The organism is Vibrio sp. D173a (assembly GCF_030248475.1).
In genome coordinates this window covers 1-18,445 of record NZ_JAHGAH010000089.1, presented here as the reverse complement: position 1 = coordinate 18,445, position 18,445 = coordinate 1, and the positions used below count along the sequence as shown (strand labels likewise).

The 18,445-nt window shown below is 43.0% G+C and carries 21 protein-coding genes, 1 pseudogene and 1 riboswitch; of the genes and pseudogenes, 15 read left to right on the top strand and 7 right to left on the bottom strand.

Annotated features, from left to right (window positions below; translation table 11 throughout):
• The first annotated feature begins 179 nt into the window (after positions 1–179).
• Positions 180–320: riboswitch (FMN riboswitch) on the top strand.
• A 174-nt stretch (positions 321–494) separates the two neighbouring features.
• From ribB to KIV40_RS10130, 4 genes are all read left to right on the top strand, one after another.
• Positions 495–1,151 carry a 3,4-dihydroxy-2-butanone-4-phosphate synthase gene (gene ribB / locus KIV40_RS10145; protein ID WP_011999535.1) on the top strand — a complete coding sequence of 219 codons (657 nt, stop codon included), beginning with the start codon at positions 495–497 and terminating at the stop codon, positions 1,149–1,151.
• Positions 1,152–1,260: 109 nt separating this feature from the next.
• Positions 1,261–1,806, top strand: coding sequence for a glutathione peroxidase (locus tag KIV40_RS10140; RefSeq protein WP_255943777.1), 546 nt, complete (start codon positions 1,261–1,263; stop codon positions 1,804–1,806).
• Positions 1,807–1,817: 11 nt separating this feature from the next.
• The gene (locus KIV40_RS10135) at positions 1,818–2,264 is read left to right on the top strand and encodes a DUF3429 domain-containing protein (RefSeq protein ID WP_005535260.1); all 447 of its coding nucleotides are present in this window, start codon (positions 1,818–1,820) and stop codon (positions 2,262–2,264) included.
• A 154-nt stretch (positions 2,265–2,418) separates the two neighbouring features.
• On the top strand, positions 2,419–2,664 hold the full coding sequence (locus KIV40_RS10130) for a hypothetical protein (protein WP_005433479.1): 246 nt from the start codon (positions 2,419–2,421) through the stop codon (positions 2,662–2,664).
• 58 nt (positions 2,665–2,722) lie between these two features.
• Here KIV40_RS10130 and KIV40_RS10125 read toward each other — a convergent pair whose 3' ends face one another.
• Positions 2,723–3,322, bottom strand: coding sequence for a thiol:disulfide interchange protein DsbA/DsbL (locus KIV40_RS10125; protein WP_285348999.1), 600 nt, complete (start codon positions 3,320–3,322; stop codon positions 2,723–2,725).
• A gap of 87 nt (positions 3,323–3,409) precedes the next feature.
• Positions 3,410–3,787, bottom strand: coding sequence for a hypothetical protein (locus KIV40_RS10120; protein ID WP_285348997.1), 378 nt, complete (start codon positions 3,785–3,787; stop codon positions 3,410–3,412).
• A 193-nt stretch (positions 3,788–3,980) separates the two neighbouring features.
• Between KIV40_RS10120 and KIV40_RS10115 the strand changes: the two genes are divergently transcribed.
• Both KIV40_RS10115 and KIV40_RS10110 read left to right on the top strand, forming a co-directional pair.
• Positions 3,981–4,286 (top strand): isoamylase early set domain-containing protein, encoded by a 306-nt coding sequence (locus KIV40_RS10115; RefSeq protein WP_285348995.1) that lies wholly within the window; start codon positions 3,981–3,983, stop codon positions 4,284–4,286.
• A gap of 242 nt (positions 4,287–4,528) precedes the next feature.
• Positions 4,529–5,245: an SDR family oxidoreductase gene (locus KIV40_RS10110; RefSeq protein WP_285348993.1), complete on the top strand. Its 717-nt coding sequence runs from the start codon at positions 4,529–4,531 to the stop codon at positions 5,243–5,245.
• A 29-nt stretch (positions 5,246–5,274) separates the two neighbouring features.
• On the opposite strand, the gene KIV40_RS10105 is transcribed toward KIV40_RS10110, so the two are convergent.
• Both KIV40_RS10105 and KIV40_RS10100 read right to left on the bottom strand, forming a co-directional pair.
• Complete coding sequence (locus KIV40_RS10105; protein WP_285348992.1) at positions 5,275–6,396, bottom strand: hypothetical protein; 1,122 nt, start codon at positions 6,394–6,396, stop codon at positions 5,275–5,277.
• Positions 6,397–6,485: 89 nt separating this feature from the next.
• On the bottom strand, positions 6,486–7,070 hold the full coding sequence (locus KIV40_RS10100) for a hypothetical protein (protein WP_285348991.1): 585 nt from the start codon (positions 7,068–7,070) through the stop codon (positions 6,486–6,488).
• 564 nt (positions 7,071–7,634) lie between these two features.
• Here KIV40_RS10100 and KIV40_RS10095 point away from each other — a divergent pair.
• The 6 genes from KIV40_RS10095 to KIV40_RS10070 all read left to right on the top strand — a co-directional run bounded on the left by KIV40_RS10095 (position 7,635) and on the right by KIV40_RS10070 (position 13,451).
• A complete protein-coding gene (locus KIV40_RS10095; protein WP_285348990.1) occupies positions 7,635–8,348 on the top strand; it encodes a response regulator transcription factor in 714 nt (237 codons plus the stop codon).
• Positions 8,348–9,634: an ATP-binding protein gene (locus KIV40_RS10090; RefSeq protein WP_285348989.1), complete on the top strand. Its 1,287-nt coding sequence runs from the start codon at positions 8,348–8,350 to the stop codon at positions 9,632–9,634. Before KIV40_RS10095 ends, KIV40_RS10090 begins: the two co-directional genes overlap by 1 nt.
• Before the next feature lie 133 nt (positions 9,635–9,767).
• Positions 9,768–10,160 carry a glycine zipper family protein gene (locus tag KIV40_RS10085; RefSeq protein ID WP_011999520.1) on the top strand — a complete coding sequence of 131 codons (393 nt, stop codon included), beginning with the start codon at positions 9,768–9,770 and terminating at the stop codon, positions 10,158–10,160.
• 179 nt (positions 10,161–10,339) lie between these two features.
• A complete protein-coding gene (locus KIV40_RS10080; RefSeq protein WP_011999519.1) occupies positions 10,340–10,696 on the top strand; it encodes a diacylglycerol kinase in 357 nt (118 codons plus the stop codon).
• A gap of 21 nt (positions 10,697–10,717) precedes the next feature.
• On the top strand, positions 10,718–12,370 hold the full coding sequence (locus KIV40_RS10075; protein WP_011999518.1) for a phosphoethanolamine transferase: 1,653 nt from the start codon (positions 10,718–10,720) through the stop codon (positions 12,368–12,370).
• 148 nt (positions 12,371–12,518) lie between these two features.
• Complete coding sequence (locus KIV40_RS10070) at positions 12,519–13,451, top strand: Gfo/Idh/MocA family oxidoreductase (protein ID WP_285348988.1); 933 nt, start codon at positions 12,519–12,521, stop codon at positions 13,449–13,451.
• Here the strand turns inward: KIV40_RS10070 and KIV40_RS10065 are convergent, their stop codons facing one another.
• Positions 13,452–14,372 (bottom strand): GlxA family transcriptional regulator, encoded by a 921-nt coding sequence (locus tag KIV40_RS10065; protein ID WP_041853555.1) that lies wholly within the window; start codon positions 14,370–14,372, stop codon positions 13,452–13,454.
• A gap of 367 nt (positions 14,373–14,739) precedes the next feature.
• On the opposite strand from KIV40_RS10065, the gene KIV40_RS10060 reads away from it, so the two are divergent.
• The 3 genes from KIV40_RS10060 (at position 14,740) to KIV40_RS10050 (ending at position 16,757) form a co-directional block, all read left to right on the top strand.
• Positions 14,740–14,892, top strand: a complete 153-nt coding sequence (locus tag KIV40_RS10060; RefSeq protein ID WP_005535284.1) for a hypothetical protein — start codon at positions 14,740–14,742, stop codon at positions 14,890–14,892.
• A 12-nt stretch (positions 14,893–14,904) separates the two neighbouring features.
• A complete protein-coding gene (locus KIV40_RS10055) occupies positions 14,905–16,119 on the top strand; it encodes an MFS transporter (protein ID WP_285348986.1) in 1,215 nt (404 codons plus the stop codon).
• A gap of 206 nt (positions 16,120–16,325) precedes the next feature.
• The gene (locus KIV40_RS10050; protein WP_005433505.1) at positions 16,326–16,757 is read left to right on the top strand and encodes a YccF domain-containing protein; all 432 of its coding nucleotides are present in this window, start codon (positions 16,326–16,328) and stop codon (positions 16,755–16,757) included.
• A 109-nt stretch (positions 16,758–16,866) separates the two neighbouring features.
• Here KIV40_RS10050 and KIV40_RS35425 read toward each other — a convergent pair.
• Positions 16,867–17,503: pseudogene (locus tag KIV40_RS35425) on the bottom strand (hypothetical protein).
• Positions 17,504–17,586: 83 nt separating this feature from the next.
• Positions 17,587–18,435 carry a hypothetical protein gene (locus KIV40_RS10035; protein WP_011999508.1) on the bottom strand — a complete coding sequence of 283 codons (849 nt, stop codon included), beginning with the start codon at positions 18,433–18,435 and terminating at the stop codon, positions 17,587–17,589.
• Between the last annotated feature and the right edge of the window lie 10 nt (positions 18,436–18,445).

The following is an 18,445-nucleotide window of genomic DNA, read 5'->3' as shown; positions in this document are numbered from 1 at the left end:
CACCTATGTGCCAACACAGATCGATCACTTTATCAAAACTGATCACTTCAGCCGATAGCGCACTTTTCCATCAAGTAGTTGCAATCTACTTTTCAAGCCAAGGCGTTCGCAGTACTATCTCTACTCCGACCACTCATTGAGTGTCGGAGTTTTTTACTTCTAACCATATTGGTTGGATTCAATGTTCTCAGGGCGGGGCGAAATTCCCCACCGGCGGTATACTCTTTTGAGTGAGCCCGCGAGCGCTCGATTCGTCGAGGTCAGCAGATCTGGTGAGATGCCAGAGCCGACGGTTATAGTCCGGATGAAAGAGAATAAGAAAACATCAGCGGTTTCCTCAACGTTCTGTGTTGATGAGCACTGGTGCACTTCTTTTTGGATCGCATTTTTTATTGCGTGGGTTTATGCCATCTTACCGTTGGTGGTTCATTGCCTGCATAGAATGTGACGATCCCTCATACCGCCCTGATTCTGGTGATATTTAGGAGTTAACCATGAATCAGTCATCACTACTAGCCGAATTTGGCGACCCAATTACTCGCGTTGAAAACGCACTTATCGCACTTAAAGAAGGCCGTGGCGTGCTTCTTCTCGACGATGAAGATCGTGAAAACGAAGGCGACATCATTTATTCCGTAGAACACCTGACTAATGAGCAAATGGCTCTGATGATCCGCGAATGCAGCGGCATTGTTTGCCTGTGTCTGACCGATGCTCAAGCAGACAAATTGGAACTGCCACCAATGGTTGTGAACAACAACAGCGCAAACCAAACGGCTTTCACGGTTTCTATTGAAGCGAAACAAGGTGTAACCACTGGCGTTTCTGCCGCTGACCGCGTAACAACCATCAAAACAGCAGCAAACCCAAATACAAAACCAGATGACTTAGCTCGTCCTGGTCACGTCTTCCCTCTACGCGCTCGTCCTGGTGGCGTAATGACTCGCCGTGGTCATACAGAAGGCACTATCGATTTGATGCAAATGGCAGGTTTACAGCCTGCTGGCGTGCTGTGTGAGGTGACAAACCCAGATGGCACCATGGCAAAAGCACCAGAAATCGTTGCGTTTGGTCGTTTACACAACATGCCAGTACTGACCATCGAAGATATGGTGGCTTACCGTAATCAATTTGATTTAAAGCTTGCATAATCGACACGTCGTCAATCTCGAAAAAAGCCGCTGAATTCAGCGGCTTTTTTGATCGATTTGATTCCTTTTCTAGTAGTTATACTTAATAAAAACAAAAGGAATCAACATCATGAAGGGAATCACTCGCAACGCACTTATCGCAACACTACTCTCCACCAGCTCTATGACTTTTGCATCGAGCTGTCCAGATATCTTGCAAGGAAAACAAAGACTTCTCAATTCAACGGAAGAAATAGCGCTGTGTGATGCCTTCAAAGGCAAGACACTGCTGGTTGTGAACACGGCGAGTCAGTGTGGCTTTACTCCCCAATTCGAGCAGTTGGAACAACTACACCAAACCTATAAAGATCAAAACTTTGCCGTTGTGGGATTTCCTAGTAACGACTTTCGCCAAGACCGCGGCAGCGAAGAGAAGACTGCGAAAATCTGTTACCTCGACTATGGTGTCACCTTCCCTATGATGGCGCGAACCTCTGTTCTTGGTGAGAACGCAAACCCAGTATTTGCCGAGATAACCAACCAGGCGGGCGTTACACCAAAATGGAATTTCTACAAGTTCCTCATCAACAAAGACGGCAAAGTTGTTGCGACCTTTCCAAGTTCAACTTCCCCGACAAGTACTACGCTTACTAACATGATTGAACAGCAACTATAAGGAAAGCGGCCATGGCGACTACACGTACGACAATGCTGCAATTGGGCTATTTAGGACTGCTGCCATTTATGTTCAGCTTGGTTCTCATCGGCACGGAAAGGACTCTATTCAACTTATCTGGAGAGCAGTTTTTTATCGCTTACAGTGCAGTGATTTTGAGCTTTCTCTCCGGTGTACTTTGGGGCAATGCGATTGATCATTTCTATCATCGACTAAGCCGTAATGCCTTGGTGCTCAGTAACTTATTTGTACTACTCGCATGGGGAGCGCTACTACAAGGTAACAAACACTATGTGATTGCGACGCTGTTACTCGCTGCTGGCTACATTGCAGTGTGGTATGCAGAAAAGCTGATCCGAAAAGTGGAAAATGAGGCAGAACCAAAAGGTTACCAGATGATGAGAGGAAAGCTCACTACAGGTGTAGTACTTATGCATGGATTGGTTTTAATTGCTTAAACTGGTCTGTCTACCCATCAGATCACAAAATTAACCAAGTTATATAAAACAATCTTTATTTCGTGAAGCGTGTATAATTTTGAACACCGTTTTGTTTTAATTATGAATGGGTGGTCATATAAGTATCTCAAAGGCATTCACAAAGGATATGAATATGTTTTTTCGTAAGCTTCTTTTCAGTACCGCGGTCATCAACGCAACAGCAGGTTGTGTGTCTTATCAAGCACAACAGGCTGCGGTCAATACGGTGAATACTACTGGCGTGGTTTTAAACAACGTCGTGAAAACCACGATCGCTCAACCATGTAACGTAGCGGTTACCGTCGCGAGTTTGTTCTACCCAAATGCGATTTTTATGACTGATATGCCAACTGCCGCTTGTACAGCAGTCCTTCGCTAAAGAACAAAAGAACATAAAAAATGGCGACCTGATTGGTCGCCATTTTTTCTTCTCGCCGTTAAAGCGTAAGTAGGTAGTTCACCAAATCATTGTACTCGTCGTAGCTACGAATCTCATTTGGCAACACAATATACTTGTTGTTCACTACCACTCCAGGAACACCGGTCAATGTGCTTTGTTTAAACTGCTTATCAAAGCCTTTCTGCATCGAGTCAACAGCGAAGCTGTTGTATGCAGCATCAAACTTCTTACCGTCGACTCCATTATCAACGAAGATTTGCTTCAACTCAGCTTCATTTTGAGGTACTTGACGCTTCTGGTGAATTTGCGCGAACATCGCTGGCACCATTGTTTTCTCAACGCCTAGTGACACCATTGTCGCGTATGACTTAGCCATTGGTACTGCCATGTCACTCCCCATGAAAGCAACATGCACTTTCTCAAAACTTGCCTCTTTTGGCAGAGCAGGCTTTAGGTTATCGATGACAGATTCAAATTTGTAAAAGTGTGGGCAGTAGAAAGAGAAGAACTCGGTTACCGTCGGTTTCTTCGCCTTCTCCACATCCAATACTTTGTAATGTTTGCCTACTTCAAATTGCGCAGCGTGAGCAGTGAATGCCAATAATAAAGTGCTGCAAAGTGCAAAAAGCTTTTTCATGTTTGATTCCTTCAGACACATGTGTGCCGTATTCATTAGTTAATAATTTAAGCATCCAGCAAAGCTGGTCAGAGATGAATAAGAAGGTCAAACAATAGAGGGACGGTAAGGCTTAAAAGCCACAACCACTGTTTTAGGTGACGGTGATTTATCGATCAGTGCAAGACTGTACGGTAATAAGACGACATCATCTTGCAAGAGATTGGTGGGTATTTTAACGATACAAGAAGAACTGCAACTGGTATGAGCTTGCTTCCCTTTCTCCATCAAGTGATCACCATGGTGTGATTCAATACAGTCCGTATTGTTCACTCCCATTTTTTGATGAAGCTCAGATGCTCGATCTTTGCTTGTACTCACTTCGATTGGTGCCGTTGCTGCACGTACGCTCGACGCAACACCCGTTAGCAACATGGCTAATAGACAGAGCATTGTCATCATGAATGTACGGTTAAAACTCAGCATACAACTTCTTCAAAATACGGTGGATCTTCATCATACAGAATCCTTCTTTTCATACAAGCCAATCACTTAGTGCCACCTTCACAAACCAGAGGATTCTTGCGCTCTATACCGACCGCAATGCCAATAAAGCTTGAAATCACTATAAAACCTGAGTAATAGTTAGATCAGTTTTTGTACAAACAAGGAAAGATTAATGCTTAAAAAGAGATTCTTTAAAACAAAAGATGAAGTCGAAGTCACGTTCGAGCTAGACAAAAACCAGTGGGAGTCGATTCAAATTGCGGGTGATTTTAATAACTGGCAACCAGAACCAATGAAGCTCGTGAAGAAAAGTGGCCAATTTAAATTTAAAACGCGCTTGCCGAAAGAACAAAATATCCAGTTCCGTTCCCTATTTAACGAAGCCGAGTGGGAAAACGATCCACAAGCGGACGCATACGTACCAAATGGCTTTGGAAGCGATAACAGCGTTGTATGCACACAAGAGCGAATAGCTTAAGCACGCAATTCAGAAACAAAGGCGCACCGAGTGCGCCTTTTTTATTGTCTAATTTTCATTGAGTTATTGCTCATTATTGTTATATAACAACAGTGTTTTAACTGAAGTGATATATATCAACAAAACCCATTTCCTTAATATACCTCCATCGCAGCGAGACAGGTGTTATCAACTGAAAGTCGCTCTCAAATAAAAGCTATTTCTAGCGATGGCTACTCTTAAAACAATTAAGGAAACAAAAGATGAAAAAACTGATTGTAATCACAGGTGCAAGTTCTGGTATTGGTGAAGCTATCGCACGCCGTCTAAGCGACGAAGGTCACCCACTTCTTCTTGCTCGTCGTGTAGAGCGCTTAGAAGCACTAAACCTGCCAAACACGCTATGTGAAAAAGTAGACGTTACTGAAAAAGCTTCATTTGAAGCGGCAATTGCTAAAGCAGAAGAGAAATTTGGCCCTGCTGACGCACTAGTAAACAACGCAGGCGTGATGCTACTTGGTCAAATTGACACACAAGATGCATCAGAGTGGAAACGTATGTTCGACGTGAACGTACTTGGTTTGCTAAACGGCATGCAGTCTGTGCTAGCACCAATGAAAGCGCGTAACAGCGGTACTATCATCAACATCAGCTCAATCGCAGGTAAAAAGACGTTCCCAGATCACGCAGCTTACTGTGGTACTAAATTCGCAGTTCACGCAATTTCTGAAAACGTTCGTGAAGAAGTGGCTGCATCAAACGTTCGCGTAACAACAATCGCACCAGGCGCTGTAGAAACTGAACTGCTTTCTCACACAACATCACAAGAAATCAAAGATGGTTACGGTGCGTGGAAAGAAGATATGGGCGGCGTGCTAGCTGCTGATGACATCGCACGTGCAGTTGTATTTGCTTACCAACAACCACAAAACGTTTGTATCCGTGAAATCGCTCTAGCACCAACTAAGCAACAGCCTTAATCTCTGCGATTCCAACGCTTCAAAACAAATCAATAATTAGCCATCAAAAACTTATATGTCGGAGTCGGCACTAGTGGCTTAATTGAGTCAAAATCTCTTTCTTCTAGTAATTTACGAACTGTAGAAGCACTTATGACTCGACCACCTGTTGAAATACGTTCAATAATATCCACGTCAATATTGTATTCAGGCAACAGCTCTTGCATTTTCTGGTTGTACTGCTTGGTTACTTTACAGGTTGGCTCATCACCCAAGAAAATCTTGCTAATATTTAATTTCTTAGCAATAAACTCACAAAAGAACCAAGCTTCCATAGAAGCATCAGCCACAACTTCACTTTTTGCATCTTTATCAAAGTAATCTGGATAAGTAAGTTCAGTACAAATAAACTTCCCGCCGGGGAGTACCGTTACATTTTCTAAATGTCGAGAGCTATCATGAACAAGTTGTAAGCGGTCTTTAAACTTAAAGAAAGACAAGTCCTCTTCAATAACAAAAATAAATAGCTTATCAACTTTCTTAGAAGCATAATCAATCAAATACATGTGACCATTTGTGATAGGATTACAATTTACAGCAATGCTACCGACATTAACCCCATCATCTGGAATATATTGCTCTAGTAAAGATAAATAACTTTTCATTTCACAAGACTCTAATGTTCGAGCCACGTGTTTAAATAAAAAGTACTTAAAATTATCCAATATTTTATAGAAATCGCTTTCATTCTGATTAGCTGTGAGAGCACAAACTGATTGAACCGTTGGTCGGCTTACTAATTTTGAAAGAATTCTATCCCCAACTTCGTTCGCCATCATTTCATTCCCTAAAGGAGAGAAATGGCAATTTACTTTATCTAAATCAAGAAAGAATTTGTTACCTCTATCTATCTCGTTTAAATCAATGGATTCAATTCTTTTGTTATTTAGACCGATAAATTTGTTAAAATCAAAGAATACAACAATGTCGCCAGGTTTAATCTCGGTCTGAACAAGATTGTTAATAGCCAATAAGAGGTTCATACCAATACTACCGTGATTTTCTACGATTACATCACCATAGTGGCTGTTAAAGTATGCCTGCAATTGACTTGAAATTGTATCGCTATCCTTTACACCAAAACTGCAGGTTGTTGAAGAACCAAATAACAAAACTCTTTTGACTGCGTTTTCTGGTTGCCCTATTGTTTTTCTTTGTCCATTTTTTATAGAAACAAAACCATTATCAAAGTCAGAAAGTACTACTTTTTTGCTTTTATTATGGGTGCGCCATACTCAAATAATTTTGATATATTTTCAATTTCACTAGTACTATATAAACTTTTTATATAATCAGGCACATTATTCGACTGATACCAATTTTTTCTATTTCTGATATATAAATTTGGGTTTGTTAACAATTCTACTTCTGTACTAGACTTCTTACCCAAACCTCTCCCTTTATTCTTAAGACAGATAAAAGAAGGAGTCCCAGCTTTAGATCTAACATAGTTTTCAATAAATTCGACTTTATAAGAATTTGGTATTGATTTATTTATTGTATGTATTGAAGATACTATATCACTTCGATAACAATCTGCTTTTTCCTCTAGATTACTAGCTTCATCCAATTTATTATTAAGAACAAATAGGTTCTTAAGAGCAAAATACCAACCTGGATCTTCATCATGATTATATAGAAATTTAACTTCTCTAATAGCTTTATTTACATCACCGTTATTTATATGAATTTCTAGCATTTTTATTTTTATTAATCTTTTTTTGTTAACAAAACAACTTTTAATTTTATACCTAAACAACCTTAGTTTAATTCTAATAGAACTCACGAAACACCCTAAATGCAAGACTCTACAGATTGTAGAGCATTTTAGACTCATAAAGATTAACTTTATAAAATATTTAAAATTTAATCACACCATGAATAGTTATCAAACAATAGTTATGTAAGGGTTTGTAATGGCGAGTAATAACACGATTACAATTATTCACATCGCTAAATTCAATGGGAAAAACCAATCAAACCGAAGTTTATTTAACTTATTTTTATCATTTAGAATAACTTAACAATACAAATAAACCTTATATAACATTTCCTTAAAAACCTCCTCGTAATACCTGAATGGAGTTTCAACGCCAACAAGACGAAATTCTTGCAAAACAAACGCAAGAACAAGAGGTTGAAGTGATTAACCAAGACCCCGCACCACAAGCTAGTTAAAGGTTGCACACCGATAGCAAAAAGCTCCGAGTAATCTCGGAGCTTTTTTGTTTTGTCTTGTTAATTTCAATCACTCTCGTCTATAAATCCCCTCTGACTCTTTACGTTTATTGAAATCCCTGACAAATTTGTTTAAGTTTCAGGGATAATTCCTACAAGATGCATCACTGCTATGAACGTACAAGACATTAAGCAATCACTTATCATCGTGGAAGACGATCCCAAATTGCAGGCTATGCTAAGCGAATACTTTGAAGGACAAGGCTTCGAGGTTAGCTGCATAGACAATGGAACGGACGCTCCGGATGCGATTCTTGAAAGCCAGCCAGATCTCGTTCTTTTAGATTTGATGTTGCCGGGGCAAGATGGATTGAGCGTTTGCCGCCAGATCCGCGAATGCTATAAAGGCAAAGTGCTGATGCTTACTGCCAGTGATGATGATTTTGACCATGTTGCTGCGCTTGAAATCGGTGCCGATGATTTCGTTACCAAACCGATTAAACCTCGCGTGTTACTCGCTCGCATTCGAATGCTATTACGCCGTAAAGAAGCATCTGCAACAGATTCAGACACGTGTTTAGAAGTTGGCGTCCTGTGCCTTAATCGCCTGCGTAAAACATGCGCTCTAAACCAAGAACCCATTCCTCTCACCGACGGTGAATTTGATCTCCTTTGGGTACTCGCAAACCATCCTGAACAAACCCTTTCTCGCGAGTGGCTCACCAAAACATTACGTGGCATCGAATACGACGGCACCGACCGAACTATTGATAACCGTGTCGTAACGCTGCGTAAAAAGTTAGGCGACAGCACCACACCACCACAGAAAATCATTACTGTGCGCGGTAAAGGTTACTTGTTTATGCCTGATGCTTGGAACGCGTAATGAAGCGCATTTATCTGGAAAGCTTTTTAGGTCTGATCATTTTATTTGTAGCCAGTCTTGTTGGCTATGAAGTCATTGTTTATCAACTCAATACGGACTACGACTACCTACTCGAAGAGCATGAAGCTCAAGCTTTCCATGAGCTGATTTATCCGGTGTATCAAGAGAAAGGTGAAGATTACACCGTTCAGCAGTTAGAGAAATTCGCAACATCGAGTCACATGTTGTTAATTGCTCAGGAAATGACGAGTCTTCCTCCTGAGATACAACAAGCATTCGATGAAGATCCATCTGTGAATACGGCTTTTGATGATGAGCGAGACTTGTGGTTTCGTTTTGAACCCGGTTCGCCTATTTTCAAGTTAAGCCAAAACCCCAACAGCCCTATCATTCAAGCCATCAACTTTGATGACAACATCATTTGGCTGTTCTTTCTTGCCGGATTTGCGCTTTACTGTGTCTTACTGATTTGGTTCTTAAGCCGACGCGTTCGCGCTTTAGAAAAGGTTACCGTTGATTTTGCCTCTGGTGATCTTAACGCCAGAGCGGATACCTCCAGCGCCAAATCCGTTGGAACTTTGAACAGAAGCTTCAACCATATGGCAGATAAGGTATCTCGACTCATCACCACAAACAAAATGCTCACCAATGCAGTAGCACATGAGCTTCGTACTCCAATCTTTCGTCTTCAATGGCAAGCCGATCTACTTGCCGACGCGGCTTTAAATGAACAACAACAGAAGTACGTCGACAGCATCGTAGAAGATATCGACGACATGGAAAATATGGTGGAAGAACTCCTCTACTACGCCAAAATGGAGCGACCAAATGCCGAGATTCAAACTTCCTCTGTCGTCTTATCGAGCTTTGCTCAGTCGCTTTTACCTAAGTGGCAACGTGACACCCAACTTTCCATCTTGATTGACGACACGAGCTCACAACAGGCGATCATTGACGCCGACCCAAAACTGCTAAAACGTGCTTTAGATAACCTACTTCGCAATGCAATGCGTTATGCGCAAACCCAAATTGTGCTAGAGATTATGGAGACACCAGAGAAATCTTGTATTCGCGTGCATGACGATGGCTGTGGTGTGGAAGAGAAAGATTGGCCTCATCTGTTTGATGCGTTTTACAGTGCTGATAAGTCGCGTAACAAGAGCACTAGCGGGTTCGGTTTGGGGCTTGCTATCGTCAAACAGATCGTTGAATTGCAGAACGGCGAAGTCTACGTCTCACACAGCCAGTACGGTGGTGCGTGTTTTACAATCTGCTTTCCCAAATAAATTCATAAACTTATCAATACTCCCTTAAACGCCATTACAAAAGGCGACACTTCAATACAATTGGCCGACAGAGCACCACAATAAAACAGTGTACATTTAATCCATCAATTCACAGCAATAATGGATCAACGCAATGTATAAACCTCTTCTTCTTGTCACCCTTTCTTCCACACTTGCTGCTTGTGCTTACAACCAAGAACCGGTTGTCGATATGACCAATGTTGACCAAGCCCAATACGAGCAAGATTTCAATTACTGCCAAGGCTACGCAGAAAAAGTAGACAAAAGTGAAGCTGCAAAAACGCAAGCTCAAAACGGTGCAGTAACAGGTGCATTAGTTGGCGCGGTTGCGGGAGCGCTAGAAGATGGTATCGGCGGCGCTGCTGTGGGCGCGGTAGCTGGCACTGCTGTTGGTGCAGGTGCTGGGGCTGTTGGTGGTGCTAACGATTCAACCAAAACTCAATCCTTAGTTCTGCGTAAATGCCTAGCAAACAAAGGCTATACCGTATACGACCTTGATTCATAACGTATAAATTCGCATCAATTACACAAAATTTTGCGTTGAGCGACGTTAATTTCACAAATGTTTCACGCTCGACCTATTAGTTTCATGTTTTCCAATTCGATGCACTTCTGTCATCAGGGGAGGCTTTATCCCTCAAAGCGCCCCTCTTTTTTAGGGCTTAGCAGTTAAAAGGCCACATTTTGAAACCAGGTAAAACAGGCATTCGCCGGATATTGGACGCAACCGGCTATTCACTTCAAGGATTGAAAGCAGCGTGGACTCATGAAGCCGCTTTCAGACAAGAACTGGTACTTACACTTGTCCTTTCTGTTTGCGCATTCTTGCTTCCTGTCACCACCTTAGAACGCATCATGATGATCAGCAGCCTCCTGTTGGTCGTGATTGTTGAATTGATTAACTCCGCCATCGAAGCGGTTGTCGATCGTGTCAGCGATGACTGGCATGAACTCAGTGGAAGAGCCAAAGACATTGGCTCCGCAGCAGTATTTGTTGCACTTTTTCTCGCCCTATTTGTTTGGGCGTCGATTTTACTTTAGTCACATCGAAGCACGTCAATTATGAAGACAATTGAACTCCCAACTAAAGGTATCTCCTACATTACCTTTACGCTTTTATTAGCCTTGTATTTCGCTCTTGTAGTCAATATCCCCATCTACAAAGAGTTGGTGCATATCTTTGCGGATCTCGACCAGGTTAAGATCGGTTTCATTATTACGATTCCAATCTTCTTTTTTGCGGCGTTGAATTTCCTATTTAACCTGTTCAGTTGGCCTTGGATCAGCAAGCCTTTCTTCATCTTATTGCTGATCACATCGGGCATGGTGAGTTACGCAAGCTACAACTACGGCACCTTGTTCGATACGGACATGATCACCAACATCGTTGAGACAGATACCAGTGAAGCCAGCTCATACTTGAGTGCCTACTCACTTATCTGGACACTGATTATGGGAGTTGTTCCCGCTATCTTGGTCTTCAAGGTGAAACTCAAGCCCATAGAAGGTAAATGGCTTCGATTTACATTAACTAAAGCCGTATCTATGCTGGCTTCATTGGCGATAATCGCCGTGATTGCAGGTTTGTACTACCAAGACTATGCGTCTGTCGGCCGAAACAATAGTTACCTAAAGAAAATCATCATCCCTACTCAGTATGTGTATGCCATTTCTAGCTACGTAAAAGAAAATTACTTAACGACGCCAGAGCCTTACCGCGAAATTGGTACGGATGCAAAACAGTCCCAACTAGCACTGGAACAAGCAAAAGAAAAACCGACGCTGCTTGTCTTTGTGCTAGGTGAAACGGCACGTACTCAAAACTACCAAATCAACGGTTATGATCGTGAAACCAACCCGTACACCAGCAAGTTAGATGTGATTTCATTCCAAGACGTCTCTTCTTGCGGGACGGCGACCGCGGTTTCTGTGCCTTGTATGTTCTCTCAATTACCTCGCAGTGATTTCGACCGTAGCAAAGCAGATAACCAAGACAATGCCTTAGATATCATGCAACGTGCTGGCATCGATCTCATGTGGAAAGAAAATGATGGTGGTGACAAAGGCGTTGCCCATAAGATCAACAAAATTGAAGTCGATCGCAGACAAAAAAATGAATTTTGCAACGGCAGCACCTGCTATGACATTGCATTGCTTGAAAACATCGAAGAACAAATTGGTGGCATGAAAGGTAACCGCCTTGTTGCATTTCACCTCATTGGCAGTCATGGGCCGACGTATTTCCAACGTTACCCGAAAGACAAAGCTTTCTTCCAACCAGACTGTCCTCGTGCAGACATTGAAAACTGCAGCGTTGAGCAAATCGTTAACTCCTACGACAACACGATTCGCTACACAGACTTCGTCTTGGATCAAACCATTGCGAAATTGAAAACGTTAGAAGACAAATACAATACCGCGATGATCTACGTCTCTGACCACGGCGAGTCTTTGGGCGAAAATGGCTTGTTCTTACATGGCATGCCATATGGGTTAGCACCAGATTTTCAAAAACGCGTACCCATGATGGTTTGGATGTCTCCTGGCTTTAAACAAGCCAAACACATCAATGCCGATTGCTTGGCACAAGAAGCCCAGCAAACAGCAACGCATTCACACGATAATGTATTCCACTCGTTGTTGGGGATCATGGATGTTGAAACCAATGCCTATGACGGTAAGTTGGATATCTTTAAAACGTGCAGAACCTCTTAACGAGCTCTTGTAGGAGTTCGTAACAAGACAATATGAAAGTAAAGCCTGACCACGACGTGAGTCAGGCTTTTTTATGACACCTCGCTCCAAGAAATGCCAGCAGTTAGGGCTATAATATTGGCCTCATTAACAAACAAAGTAGAACCAAATGAAAATTGGCATCATTGGCTTGGGTGATATCGCTCAGAAAGCCTACCTACCTGTTATCACTCAACTTCCAAACGTTGAACTCGTATTTTGTACCCGCAACGCGAACACACTTAACACCCTCTCACAACAATATCGAATAGCAGAAACCTGCCTAGACTATCGACAACTGGTTGGTATGGGTGTAGATGCGGTCATGATTCACGCTGCTACCCACGTTCACCCTCAAATTGCCGCTTTCTTTTTAGAACAAGGCATCCCGACCTTCGTCGATAAACCTTTAGCTGATAGCGCCGCAGAGGTAGAAAAGCTTTACGATCTTGCAGAGCGCGTGAAACAGCCTTTATATATTGGTTTTAATCGCCGTCATATTCCGCTCTACAACCAGCATATGTTTGGAGTACAGCGAGGCGAACTTTCAGGCCTGAAGTCACTGCGCTGGGAGAAGAACCGTCATCAATTACCCGGTGATATTCGCACGTTCATTTTCGATGACTTTATCCACCCTCTAGATAGTATAAACATCACGGCTAAAGCCGATCTGCAAAACGCCTACATCACACATCAAATGGATGGTGACCAGCTGGCGCGCCTTGATATCCAATGGCAGCATGGTGACACACTGCTTCATGCTTCAATGAACCGCCACTTTGGTATCACGACGGGGCGTGTTCAAGCTTGCTACGCAAACAAAGAGATGGAGTTTGATTCGTTTGTTGAAGGGAACCTGTGGCAAGATAATCAGGAGCAGAAATTGAGCTTAAAAGATTGGACACCAATGCTAACAAGTAAAGGTTTCCACTCTATGTTGCTAAACTGGTTTGAAGTGATTCAATCAGGCAACATCGCAACTGAAATCGTCGCACGCAATATTGCTAGCCACCAACTTGCAGAAGCGATTTGTCAGCATATTGAACAAGCCGTGCATCGATAACTAAGCACTGAAACGAGCGCGGAACGCTTTGGGTGCCAATCCCATGGTTTTAATGAACACTTTGCGAAACGCGCTCGCATCTTGATACCCAACTTGGTAAGCAATCACCTCAAACGCTAAGTTGCTCGATTCGAGTAAATCACACGCTTTTTGCACTCGAAGATGTTGTAGGTATTGATTTAAGTTCAAGCCTGTGGCTTTTTGAAAACGTCTTTGTAGCGTTCGTTCAGTCAAACAACTGATTTCTGATAAAGATTGATTTGAAATCACTTGTGAGAAGTGGTCCGCCATGTAATGTTGAACATTCAGTACCGCACTATCTCCATGTTGCAAATTAGGCATGAACTGCTGATAGAAGCGTTGCTCTCTCGCACCAGTATCTACTACCAGCATCTTTCCCAGTAAACGCATCACCGTCGGCGTACTTAACTGAGAAACAAGCTCTAGCCCCAAGTCAAGCCAAGACATCATGCCACCAGCAGTAATAACACTGCCTTCGTTGATTAAAATTGACTCCTGCTTCATTGCCACATGAGGGAATTGCTCTCTAAACAATCCCGCTAATGCCCAGTGCGTTGTGCACGTTTTGTTGTTCAGCAAACCAGCATGAGCAAGAATAAAGGCACCAGCGCAAGCTGAAGCGACAATTGCCCCTGCGCTATGTTGTCCCGATAGCCAAGCCATTAGTTGTTGATTGGGCGCTAAATAATATTGCTCTTCACCACTAGGTGGTAATAAAACGACCGAGTAATCCTTATGAGTATACGTGCTTTCTCCATTGATCATTTCCGTACAAAAGCGCTTCCCTACCCCCACTTCAATAGCGGCACGATTTGCTGTTTCAAACAGCTCCAGCAAGCCATAAATCGACGCTTTTGAACTGCCAGGATAATCCACAATTGCGATATTAAACTCTTGCATACTACCTGTCATTTTTAACCTAATTATTGCCATTTTAGACATAGAGCAATACTAAGGAAAGCTCAATTTTTAATTTAGAATCTTTTCAAAACAGTTAGAGCCCACTTCAAACTGAGTCAAATCAAAAAAGCTAATGCCTCCTATAAAGCATGAGCTTTTATCGTTTTTAGAACCAAGTTCAGAACAAAATATCACCGCTCGAACGCACACCTGCCCAATAGTTAACCACATGCATAAAACGCATAAATTACTTCACTTTTTGTCATTTGTTTCATCCTTTAATAGTCACTAAACTTCGCGCTCTTTTTTCTACTTGAGCGCACAATGCATGCTTTTTTCTCAAACCATTTTCGCTCAGGTGCTGAGAATGTCAGTCATGTTGGGTCTGTCGTTAATCATCGTCCATAACTCACCTAAGTTATTGGAAATATTGGCAGAGCAAGCCATCAACAGCGGTTGCCATCAAACCACTGGTGACGGTGAACACCAGGATCACTCTCATCACCACCATCACCATTAATAAGAGCAAATTATGAGTATTTTCCGATTTCCAATTCTTGTCTGGCTTGGAATAGGGATTTTGATTATCTGTCTAGGGATTAGACAATCGTTCGGCATTTTCATGATGCCAATTTCAGATCACTTCCAAACGGGCCGCGAGTTCTTTAGCTTTGCTATTGCCTTGCAAAACCTGTTGTTTGGTGTGTTCCAGCCATTCGTTGGTATGGCGTCAGACCGTTGGGGCGCAAAGCGTATAATCATTTTAGGTGCCATTTCTTACGCTTTGGGTCTTTACCTGACTTCTATCGCGGTTGAGCCAACCATGATGTATTTGTCGCTGGGTGTGCTGGTCGGTTTCGGCTTAAGCGCGACCAGTTATGTGATCGTGCTAGGCGCAGTGGCGAAAGTTGTCCCCGCCCAACACGCAGCAAAAGCATTTGGTTTAACAACAGCTGCGGGCTCATTCGGCATGTTTGCGATGATCCCCGGTGCACAAGCGCTATTAAGTGACTTTGGTTGGCAAGGCGCACTTCAGGTTTTTGCCGTATTGTGTAGCTTTATGGTGATGTTTGCGTTGTTCATGAGATCGGCAAAACCACAAACCAACAACGCCGCAAGTGCTCAAGAAGATAAACAAACTTTGAAAGAAGCGTTAAAAGAAGCTTTCGCACACAAAGGTTACTGGTTGATCCACGCTGGCTTCTTCGTGTGTGGCTTCCATGTCATGTTTATCGCCACTCATTTACCAAGTTATTTGGCAGATAAAGATTTACCGGCTTCAACAGCGGCGATGGCACTAGCGTATGTTGGCATCTTCAACATCTTTGGCTCTTACTTCTGGGGTATGATGGCCGATCGCTTTAGCAAGCGTCACGTTATGTCTGCACTGTACTTAATGCGCACGGTGGTGATCGGTGCTTTTGTGACTCTACCTGTTACCGAGCACACGGCTGCTATCTTTAGTGGTGCGATTGGCTTCTGTTGGCTAGGCACCGTTCCGCTAACTTCTGGCTTAGTTCGTCAGATATTTGGTGCTCGTTACCTTTCAACCTTGTACGGACTGGTGTTCTTTACTCACCAAGTAGGCAGCTTCTTGGGCGCTTGGGTTGGTGGTCGTATCTATGATTACTATGGTTCATACGATCCTATCTGGTGGTCAACAGTCGTGTTGGCATTTATCGCGGCACTGATTCACCTGCCTATCAACGACAAGCCCGAACCACGCTTAACTATGGCAACAGCATAATTCTAAAGGCTCTTAATATGATACGTTAAGGGCCTTTTCTTTATGAAGCCACCAATGTTCCCCCCTGTCTCTTCGATCAATTTCGTTTTTTCATCAACGCATTCTCATCAATGATGGCTTATTTAAGATAAAGTGCATCCATTCATCCTCCGTTAAGATTCGTGTGACATACTTAACATAATGCTATAAATCAAAAAGGGTTTTAAATGAGAACACTCGGCAACATCATCTGGTTTGTATTCGGTGGCGTATTTATGGGTTTGCTATGGTGGTTCTTTGGACTACTGGCATTCATCAGTATCATTGGTATTCCATGGGGACGTGCTTGTTTTGTAATGGGTAATTTCTCGTTCTTCCCATTCGGCAAAGAAGCCGTTTCAAGAGATGAATTGACCAATGAAATGGACATCGGCACGAGCCCACTTGGCGTCATTGGTAATGTGATTTGGTTTGTGTTTGCGGGTATCTGGCTGGCAATCGGTCATGTGCTTTCGGCGGTGGCATGCTTTGTTACCATTATTGGCATTCCATTTGCGCTTCAACACCTAAAGCTTGCCGTTATCTCTCTTGCTCCGATTGGGAAAACAGTGGTAACGACTGAAGAAGCCGCTATGGCTCGCTACAACATCAACCGCTAATACTTTAGCCCTCTGAGCAACCCGCTTGGAGGGTTATTCCTGTCAATAGTAAGCCCATGATCGCCACTGCGTATTCAATAATCATTGATTGCATATTCATATCTACACCCTAAAAATTAAAATTAACACCTAGCTCAATGCTGTTGTCTTCACTCACCTTAGTTGAACCAGAAGACACTCGATGCTCGCCAAAGGTGTATTTCACGTAAGGTTCTACCCACTTAGGTTTTAGCGTGACTCGCACCTCGTGATTGGTTCGATGCCCTCCCTCCGTCAGCTTTTTATCGTAGTTGTAAGCATAACCAAGAGTGATTAAATCAATTGGTGCATAACTGATACCAACGGTATTTTTCCATTCACGATTCGTGTTCTCTAATGCAGGGAATGATTTCCCAAGCGCACTCTTTCGCCACTCGTGAGAGCTATTGGCGTAGGCCATCCAATCGTCACCCAGAGCAGTTCCGGTAAATAACATCAAATAAATCTGCACGTCCGTAGCTAACAAAAGCCTCGGTGTAGAACTGTCCAAGCATAATTCCATACCCTGTACCGAGTTCTAAATAGCCTGTCGAGTCAACTTCCGCAGAGATATTCCATTCTTCTGTGGCTTGCAAATAGCCGCTAGCAGTAACAATCCATTCGTCATCCGTATGAGAAACATACAAACCAAACTCTGGCATCTTATGGTCAGCAGAAAAACACGGAACAGCAAAAACGGCGCACAGCAGTGTCAAAGACTTGTTCATGAGAAAACCTAATAAGAAATAAAAACAAAAAAGGAGCCACTTTATTCAAGCGACTCCCTGCTACTTACCCTAATACGATTGGTTTACGAACGCTCAACGCGGTCGCGAATCGCTCTTTTAATTTGCTGACGTTGCTCTTGTGACAGCGACTGAACTTTTTGTTTCAGCTCTGCACGCTGTTCTTTGGTTAATTCATTTGCAGGAAGGTTTACCGGACCTTCTATAGGGTTCTCAACATCTGGTTGAATTGGATTTGTTGGGATACCAGCAATCGGGTGCTCAGGCACTGGCTCAATTGGGTTTTCTGGCGTTCGTTCGATTGGGTGTACAGGCCCACCTTCGATCGGATGCTCTGGTACCGGCTCGATTGGATTTGATGGAACACCTGCAATTGGATGCTCTGGCACAGGCTCGATTGGATTTGATGGAACACCTGCAATTGGATGCTCTGGCACAGGCTCAATTGGGTTTGACGGAACACCTGCAATTGGATGTTCTGGCACAGGCTCAATTGGGTTTTCTGGCGCTGGTTCGATCGGGTGTACAGGATTTAACTTCACTTCTTCCACCACTAGTCGACCATCCTCTACACTCAAGTGAACAAAACCCTTGTCATTGACAAACACCAATTCGTTATTACGAACTTCAATACTACCGACTACGTTACCTGATGCGTCTTTCACAACCTCACCATCAGTGAAGTACAACTCACCACCCACATTGAATACCGTGTTACCTTCTACACCACGGATTGCGACTGTATTGTATTCACCGTTGTCGCCTTGAATGGCCATTCCATCGAAATGTTCACCTTCGAAGGTTTGCACCGATGCCACACCTGCTGGCTCACTAGGGGAGTCCGAAGAACCTGATGATGAACAACCTGCCAGAAAAGATGCTGCGATAACTGCACTCAGTAATTTAACTTTCATGATTTATACC

Coding starts and splice junctions, on each gene's coding strand:
- KIV40_RS10130 (WP_005433479.1), top strand. CDS start 2,419: ATGTTTTTTCGTAAGCTTCTTTTCAGTACCGCGGTCATCAACGCAACA.
- KIV40_RS10050 (WP_005433505.1), top strand. CDS start 16,326: ATGAGAACACTCGGCAACATCATCTGGTTTGTATTCGGTGGCGTATTT.
- KIV40_RS10035 (WP_011999508.1), bottom strand. CDS start 18,435: ATGAAAGTTAAATTACTGAGTGCAGTTATCGCAGCATCTTTTCTGGCA.
- KIV40_RS10085 (WP_011999520.1), top strand. CDS start 9,768: ATGTATAAACCTCTTCTTCTTGTCACCCTTTCTTCCACACTTGCTGCT.
- KIV40_RS10135 (WP_005535260.1), top strand. CDS start 1,818: ATGGCGACTACACGTACGACAATGCTGCAATTGGGCTATTTAGGACTG.
- KIV40_RS10075 (WP_011999518.1), top strand. CDS start 10,718: ATGAAGACAATTGAACTCCCAACTAAAGGTATCTCCTACATTACCTTT.
- KIV40_RS10070 (WP_285348988.1), top strand. CDS start 12,519: ATGAAAATTGGCATCATTGGCTTGGGTGATATCGCTCAGAAAGCCTAC.
- KIV40_RS10060 (WP_005535284.1), top strand. CDS start 14,740: ATGTCAGTCATGTTGGGTCTGTCGTTAATCATCGTCCATAACTCACCT.
- KIV40_RS10125 (WP_285348999.1), bottom strand. CDS start 3,322: ATGAAAAAGCTTTTTGCACTTTGCAGCACTTTATTATTGGCATTCACT.
- ribB (WP_011999535.1), top strand. CDS start 495: ATGAATCAGTCATCACTACTAGCCGAATTTGGCGACCCAATTACTCGC.
- KIV40_RS10115 (WP_285348995.1), top strand. CDS start 3,981: ATGCTTAAAAAGAGATTCTTTAAAACAAAAGATGAAGTCGAAGTCACG.
- KIV40_RS10140 (WP_255943777.1), top strand. CDS start 1,261: ATGAAGGGAATCACTCGCAACGCACTTATCGCAACACTACTCTCCACC.
- KIV40_RS10065 (WP_041853555.1), bottom strand. CDS start 14,372: ATGCAAGAGTTTAATATCGCAATTGTGGATTATCCTGGCAGTTCAAAA.
- KIV40_RS10095 (WP_285348990.1), top strand. CDS start 7,635: ATGAACGTACAAGACATTAAGCAATCACTTATCATCGTGGAAGACGAT.
- KIV40_RS10110 (WP_285348993.1), top strand. CDS start 4,529: ATGAAAAAACTGATTGTAATCACAGGTGCAAGTTCTGGTATTGGTGAA.
- KIV40_RS10055 (WP_285348986.1), top strand. CDS start 14,905: ATGAGTATTTTCCGATTTCCAATTCTTGTCTGGCTTGGAATAGGGATT.
- KIV40_RS10120 (WP_285348997.1), bottom strand. CDS start 3,787: ATGCTGAGTTTTAACCGTACATTCATGATGACAATGCTCTGTCTATTA.
- KIV40_RS10090 (WP_285348989.1), top strand. CDS start 8,348: ATGAAGCGCATTTATCTGGAAAGCTTTTTAGGTCTGATCATTTTATTT.